The sequence below is a fragment of the Streptomyces sp. NPDC057623 genome, from assembly GCF_042800355.1.
Lineage (GTDB): Bacteria > Actinomycetota > Actinomycetes > Streptomycetales > Streptomycetaceae > Streptomyces.
This window is the reverse complement of sequence record NZ_JBHVGZ010000058.1, coordinates 59,961-66,529: the sequence shown is the minus strand read 5'-3', so window position 1 is coordinate 66,529 and position 6,569 is coordinate 59,961. Positions and strand designations below refer to the sequence as shown.

Here is a 6,569-nt window from a genome sequence, read left to right as displayed (position 1 = left end):
ACGCGGCCCCGACCCACGAACACCCGCCCCCGCGCTCCACGAGCCCCCACCGAACAGCAACAGGCGCCGCAGGCATCCACCCCCGAACCCGCACCAAAAACGAAAAGTCCCGCCCCTCACACAGGGGCGGGACTTCACGAAGCGACGAGCTGTCAGCCGATCTCGGTACCCGTGGCAGACAGCGCCTCGGTCACCGGCTGGAAGAACGTCTCTCCACCGGAGGTGCAGTCACCACTACCACCGGACGTGAGACCGATCGCCTTGTCACCGGAGAACAGCGACCCACCACTGTCACCGGGCTCGGCGCAGACATCGGTCTGGATCAGCCCGTTGACGATGTCACCGTTGCCGTAGTTCACCGTGGCGTCGAGCCCGGTGACCTTGCCGTCGTGCACCTGGGTGGTCGACCCGCTACGGGTGACCTCCATGCCGACAGTGGCCTCGGCGGCCCCGCTGATGGCCTGCGAGGACCCGTTGTAGAGGTTGACCTCGCTCGGGTGGTCGACCTCGGCGGTGTACTTGACCAGCCCGTAGTCGTTGTCCGGGAAGCTGGACGTCTCGTTGGTGCCGATCTCGGTACCGCTGGAGTCCGACCAGGTCGAGATGCCCTCGGTGCAGTGCCCGGCGGTCAGGAAGAACGGCTCGCCGCCCTTGACGACGTTGAAGCCGAGCGAGCAGCGCCCACCGTCACCGGTGATCGCGTCGCCACCCGCGACGAAGGGCTTGAACTCCCCCTTCGTGCGCTGGAGTTCGGCCTTGGCGCCGAGCCCGTCGACGACCTCGGTCAGCTTGGCCAGCTCGGCCTTGGAGACCGTACGGTCCGCGGTGACGACGACCTTGTTGGTCGTGGGGTCGGTCGCCCACGAGGTACCGGGAATGGTCGCGTCCTGCTTGAGCGTCGTACGCGCGCTCTTCAGCTCGGCGAGCGTGTTCTCGACGACTCTGGCCTTGGCACCGGCCGCCTCGACGGCGTCGGCGGCGGCCTCGTCGAGGACGTTCACGACAAGGTTCTTGGTCTGCGCGTCGTAGTAGGTGCCCGCGGCGTCACCACCGAGGTCCTTGGCGAGCGTAGAGGCGAGCTTTCCGGCCGCGCCGATCGACAGCGTCTTCGGCGCGGACGCCTCGGGCGTCTCACTCGCGTTCGCAGTCTGCAAGGTCACTCCCGCGGCCACCAGTGCGGCAATGCCCGCACCTGCCACGGCTGCACGCCGCTTGGGTATGCGTCGATGCTTCAACTTACGTCCTCCTGTGGGGGGTCGGCCCGAGAGGTTGTGGGGACCTCGCCGGACCGGAAGGCGTACGGCCACGGGAGCGGCTCACAACAAAAGCCACGCCCATGCCGGTTGAACAACGCTCACTATTCCGAGACCCGCGGGGAGCGCACAAGGTCGACTTCCGGACGCGCGTAGAACACGGTTGCACGCCCCAGCCAACCTTGACCGTGCACAGTCACGCGGGGCCTCTTCGCACAGCAAACACCGCAAGCGAGCGAACCATACGCAGCGCGTGAGGTCTACTCCTGTCTTGAAATTGCCCCTCCAGGATCCGAATCCAAGCGCGACTCAAGGGGCGGAAGTTCCTCCTGCACGGCCCGCGGCTCCACGGACGGCGCCCGCTGCGAAACGGCGGCCTCCGCCGGCACCTGGGCCCCCTTCTCCAGAAATCGCAACAATTCCACCGGAATCGGCAACACCAACGTGGAGTTCTTCTCGGCCGCCACCGCCATCACCGTCTGGAGCAGGCGCAACTGAAGAGCCGCGGGCGCGTCGGACATCTGATGCGCCGCCTCCGCCAGCTTCTTGGAGGCCTGGAGCTCGGCGTCGGCGTTGATCACCCGCGCCCGCCGCTCCCGGTCCGCCTCCGCCTGCCGCGCCATCGACCGCTTCATGGTCTCGGGCAGCGACACGTCCTTGATGTCCACCCGGTCGATCGTCACGCCCCACTCCACGGCCGGACTGTCGATCATCAACTCCAGCCCCTGGTTGAGCTGTTCACGGTTGGACAGCAGATCGTCCAGCTCGCTCTTGCCGATGATGGACCGCAGCGACGTCTGCGCCATCTGCGAGACCGCGAACCGGTAGTCCTCCACCCGCACGACGGCTTCGGCCGGGGAGGTCACCTTGAAGTAGACGACGGCGTCCACCCGCACGGTGACGTTGTCCCGGGTGATGCCCTCCTGCGCGGGCACGGGCATCGTCACGATCTGCATGTTCACTTTGCGCAGCTTGTCGACACCCGGCACGATCAGCGTGAACCCGGGCCCGCGCACTTGGGGCCGGAGCTTCCCGAGGCGGAAGACCACGCCCCGTTCGTACTGCTTGACGACCCGTGCCGCCGCCGCCACGTACACCACACCGGCGGACACGAGCACCGCTCCCGCCGCCACCAGCTCCTCGACCATCACCGACCCCCAGGGTCCGACGTGGGCGCATTACAGGCGATTACCACCTGTTCTCCGACGGTAACCCCACGCCGCGACCAAGGGCGAGCCCCCGCACGACAGTTGCGTACGGGGGCTCACATGCTGCTTGCCACCGGTCAGGCCACCAGGGGCCAGACCAGGCCGCAAAGATCAGGCCATACGAATACCGGCGTCCGACCGAAGGTCAGTAAACGCTGACGCCATACGCGCTGAGGGCCTCGGTGACCGGCTGGAAGAAGGTCGTGCCGCCGGAGGTGCAGTCGCCGCTGCCGCCGGAGGTCAGACCGTACGCGGTGCCGTTGCTGCCGTAGAGCGAACCGCCGGAGTCGCCGGGCTCGGCGCAGACGGTGGTCTGGATCAGACCGGAGACGACGTCGCCGCCGCCGTAGTTGACGGTCGCGTTCAGGGCGGTGACCCGGCCGCTGTGCGTACCGGTGGTGGAGCCGTCACGGATGACGGTAGTGCCCACGCTCGGCGTGGCCGCGCGGGTGATGTCCACCCCGTTCGCGGTGCCGGGCCGGCTGACGGACCCGGAGTAGCGCACGATGCCGTAGTCGTTGCCCGGGAAGCTGGAGCCGGCGGTCGAGCCGATGACCGTGGTGCGGCCGGAGTTGGAGTACCAGGTGCCCGCACCGTCGGTGCAGTGGCCGGCGGTCAGGAAGTACTGGTTGCCGCTGCTGTCCTGGACGTTGAAGCCGAGCGAGCAGCGCCAGCTACTCGCATAGATGGCGTCGCCGCCTTGGATGAACTTGCTGAACTTGCCCGCGGTGCGCTTGATCGTGAGCGCGTCGGCGTCGGCGCCGGCCTGCTCCTTGATCTTCGCTATCTCCGCCTGGGAGACCGTGGAGTCGACGGTCACCGTGACGCGGTTGGTCTTGCTGTCGACCGCCCAGGCGGTGCCCGGGATGTCGGCCTTCAGCACCGAGCCGCTGACGCTCTTGAGCTCGGCGGCGCTGAAGGTGTCGGGAGTCTCCGCGGCGGTCGCGTTGGGGATCGCGATCGCGGCTGCGGCCACGAGGCCGGAGGATACGGCGATCAGCCGGGTCCGTCTCGTAATGCCACTGCGGGGGGTGGTGCGCTTGATCCTCACGTTTCGTTCCCTCCAAGGGAAGTCGGGGGCCCGCGTGGGGTGGGGCCCGTGAGGCGCAGTCAGCTGGCCGAACGTCTCCGGATTCCGAACACGCCGTGCCCCTGACAAGCGCTGAGGGGGAGTATTCGGCCGAACGACCGGTAGACGCAAGGGCGCCTTTCGGCCGTCAAGATTTGAACCATCTGTGCGAGTTGACCGCTCCTGCCCCGGTCAGCCCCCTTCTCGGCGCAGGTTGCGCTCCCCCGCCGCGATCGCGACGCCGAGCGTGTTCCCGGGCGGCGGGAAGGGGCAGACGAAGTGCTCGGCGAAGGCGCACGGCGGTAGCAGGGCGCGGTTGAAGTCGACCGTCGTACGGCCGTCGGCGTCGGGCGCGGCGGGCCGCAGGAACCGGAAGCGGTAACTGCTGTCACCGCTGGTGGCATCGGCGAAGACCGCCCACAGCGAGCCGTCGCCCTCGACCGCGACCTGAAGCGTGAGCTCCTGCCCGGCCAGCTCGAACGCCAGCTCACCGCCGAGCCCGAGCCCCCGCTCGCGCCCATCGGCGTTCTCGACCCGTACGGTGCGGTGCTCGGCGTACGGCGTGAAGCGTCCCGGCACCGACCAGCGCGGATCGAACGGCGTGGCCCCGATACCCCGGAACGCCCGCCTCGCCGCGGCGGCGGGGTCGAAGTCGCGCACGCCCCACACTCCCTCACGCACCACCACGACCAGCCGACGCTCCCCGTACGCCACCCGCGCCCGGCCGGCCGGTCCCGTATCGGCCCCGAGCCCGACCGCGCCGTCGAGGGGCGAGCCGTCCAGGGACAGCCCGTCCGCCTCGACAGCCGTGAGGAGGACGCCGTCCCCGTCGGCCGTCCACTCCCCCGGGATGTCCGGAAGTCGCCTCTCGGGATAGTCCTCCAGCCAGTGTGTGCCGGTGAGCGCGAGCGGTCCGTAGGGGGCGGAGACCGACTCGCCGCGGCGCTCGTGCCAGTGCTTCCAGGCGTCGGACGCGTCCACGGTCATGCGCTCACCCATTCCTCACCGGTTCCGACCCGGCCCCAGGACCTGTCCTAGCAGCCGTCGCAGGGGCAGCAGCAGTCGCAACCATCGCAGTCGCGGCAACACCCCTCACGCTTCTTACGCGACCACGGCCCCTCGTATTCCTTCGCGCAGCACAGCTTGCAGGTGCAGCACAGCAGCCAGAACATCCCACAGCCGGCCCAGAACCCGCGCCGTCCCTTCGGCGGCTGGGGCGCCGGCCCTCCCGCGAACCCGCCGAAGTCACCGCCGCCACCTCCGCCGAAGCCGCCGGCGCCGCCACCGGGCGCGCCCCCGCCACCCGCGTACGGATTGCCTCCGGCATACGGATTCTGCGGCCCGCCGTACGGCCCCTGTCCCTGTCCCTGCCCCTGGTGCGGCGGCTGCCCGTAGGGCCCGGGCTGGTGGGACGCGCACGCGGGCACCGTGCCGAACGCCCGGTCCACCGAGCGCCGCAGTTCGTGCACGAGCAGAAGGTGGGCGAGCCCCGGATCCGTGAAGTCCACCTCACGCAGCGCCAGCCGCACCCCGTGCACGGCGTCGTCCGCGAGCCGTCGCGCCTCGGCGAGCGAGGTCCCGGTCGCGGTGAGCGGGTTCCAGGCACCCGACTCGGCGTCGACCGTCCGGTCCTCCACGGCGTCCAGGAGGTGCGCCAGCCGTCCGAAGAGGCGCCCGGCCTCGGCGAGCGGCCCGGCGTTGTGCGGCCGTCCGGCCAGGATCGCGGTGTGCGCGAAGGCGGCGGCGGTCGCCGTCTCGGTCGGTTCGGTGACGGTGAGGATCGGCGTCCCGAGCCCGGCGAGCCGCTCGATGCCGATCTGCCGGTCCACGGCGTCGACGAGTACGGCGGTGTCGAACCCGACGGCCGAGCCGCCGCGCGCCCCCGCCGCACCCCAACCGGAGGCCACCCGGCGCGCGGCGAGCGCCACCGGTTTGCGGGCCAGCAGACCGTCCCCGTCGGCCACATGGTCACGGACCTTGGCCGAGGCGAGCACCAGCGAGACGGCGGCGGCCAGCCGCGCGCCCTCGCCTTGCGCGACGGACGCGGTTCGCATACCGCGCAGCGGACACGGTCCCGCCGTACGTCGCAGTCCGCTGTCCCGGTCGGCCTGAGCCTCCGTCAGTACGGAGATGAGGAGCCCGTCGTAGTTCGTCACGATCCGCGCGAACTGACCGTGGTCACCGCGCAACGCGAGGCACAGCCCGCACAAATGCGCCATCCACTGGCCGGTGAGCTTCTCTCCGAGTCGATGACGGCAGGGCCTGACCATTCCGAACATGACGTTCCCCCGAGGTTCTTATGGCGTCCTTATTGGCGCTGAGCTGCCGCATCGTACCGACCGGAGTATCGATCGCCGCGTCCGCCTCGTTCACCCGTACGCATCCCACATCACCCATACGCCGTGAAGAATCATATTTCACTCACAGTCAGCAGCCGTACGTGGCATGCCCCTTGGGGGACACGGGCTCTCGACGTATTCGCTGTGCACCAGTACCGTCACAAACCCCCCGCGCGGCGTCTATCCACTTGGCGCGACGTCCGCATCATGGATGACCATAGGGATGCGGAAGTAAGACAGACCGCTGTGAGAGGAGGCGTCCATGGGATCGGTGCGCAAGGCGAGTGCCTGGCTGGGCCTCGTTGACGACAACGATGACGAGCGTTACTACGACGACGACTACTCCGAAGGGACCGAGCCCGGGGAGGCCTGGGTCACCGACCCGCGGGTCAAGGTGGCCACGGACGTCGCCGAGGAGAAGGGCCGCCGCATCGGCACGGTCACCCCGGACAGCTTCCGGGACGCCCGCGCCATCGGCGAGCTGTTCCGGGACGGGGTCCCGGTCATCATGAACCTCACGGCCATGGAGCCCGGCGACGCCAAGCGCGTCGTCGACTTCGCGGCGGGACTCATCTTCGGTCTGCGCGGCTCGATCGACCGCGTGTCCAACCGCGTGTTCCTGCTGACCCCGGCCGACACGGAGATCATCAGCGGCGAGCGGGCGACGCACCGCGAGGACGGCTTCTACAACCAGAGCTGA

6 protein-coding genes are annotated in these 6,569 nt (G+C 69.4%); 1 reads left to right on the top strand and 5 read right to left on the bottom strand.

Features of this window, described 5'->3' with window-relative positions:
- Window positions 1-152: 152 nt before the first annotated feature.
- The 5 genes from ACFU95_RS38530 to ACFU95_RS38510 all read right to left on the bottom strand — a co-directional run bounded on the left by ACFU95_RS38530 (window position 153) and on the right by ACFU95_RS38510 (window position 5,809).
- Window positions 153-1,235, bottom strand: coding sequence for a S1 family peptidase (locus ACFU95_RS38530; RefSeq protein WP_383838266.1), 1,083 nt, complete (start codon window positions 1,233-1,235; stop codon window positions 153-155).
- A 278-nt stretch (window positions 1,236-1,513) separates the two neighbouring features.
- Window positions 1,514-2,401 carry a slipin family protein gene (locus ACFU95_RS38525; RefSeq protein WP_383838290.1) on the bottom strand — a complete coding sequence of 296 codons (888 nt, stop codon included), beginning with the start codon at window positions 2,399-2,401 and terminating at the stop codon, window positions 1,514-1,516.
- A 205-nt stretch (window positions 2,402-2,606) separates the two neighbouring features.
- The gene (locus ACFU95_RS38520) at window positions 2,607-3,512 is read right to left on the bottom strand and encodes a S1 family peptidase (RefSeq protein ID WP_383838263.1); all 906 of its coding nucleotides are present in this window, start codon (window positions 3,510-3,512) and stop codon (window positions 2,607-2,609) included.
- Between the two features lie 210 nt (window positions 3,513-3,722).
- Complete coding sequence (locus ACFU95_RS38515) at window positions 3,723-4,517, bottom strand: DUF1684 domain-containing protein (protein ID WP_383838260.1); 795 nt, start codon at window positions 4,515-4,517, stop codon at window positions 3,723-3,725.
- 47 nt (window positions 4,518-4,564) lie between these two features.
- Window positions 4,565-5,809 (bottom strand): DUF5685 family protein, encoded by a 1,245-nt coding sequence (locus ACFU95_RS38510; protein ID WP_383838257.1) that lies wholly within the window; start codon window positions 5,807-5,809, stop codon window positions 4,565-4,567.
- 322 nt (window positions 5,810-6,131) lie between these two features.
- Between ACFU95_RS38510 and ACFU95_RS38505 the strand changes: the two genes are divergently transcribed.
- Window positions 6,132-6,569, top strand: a complete 438-nt coding sequence (locus ACFU95_RS38505; protein WP_383838254.1) for a cell division protein SepF — start codon at window positions 6,132-6,134, stop codon at window positions 6,567-6,569.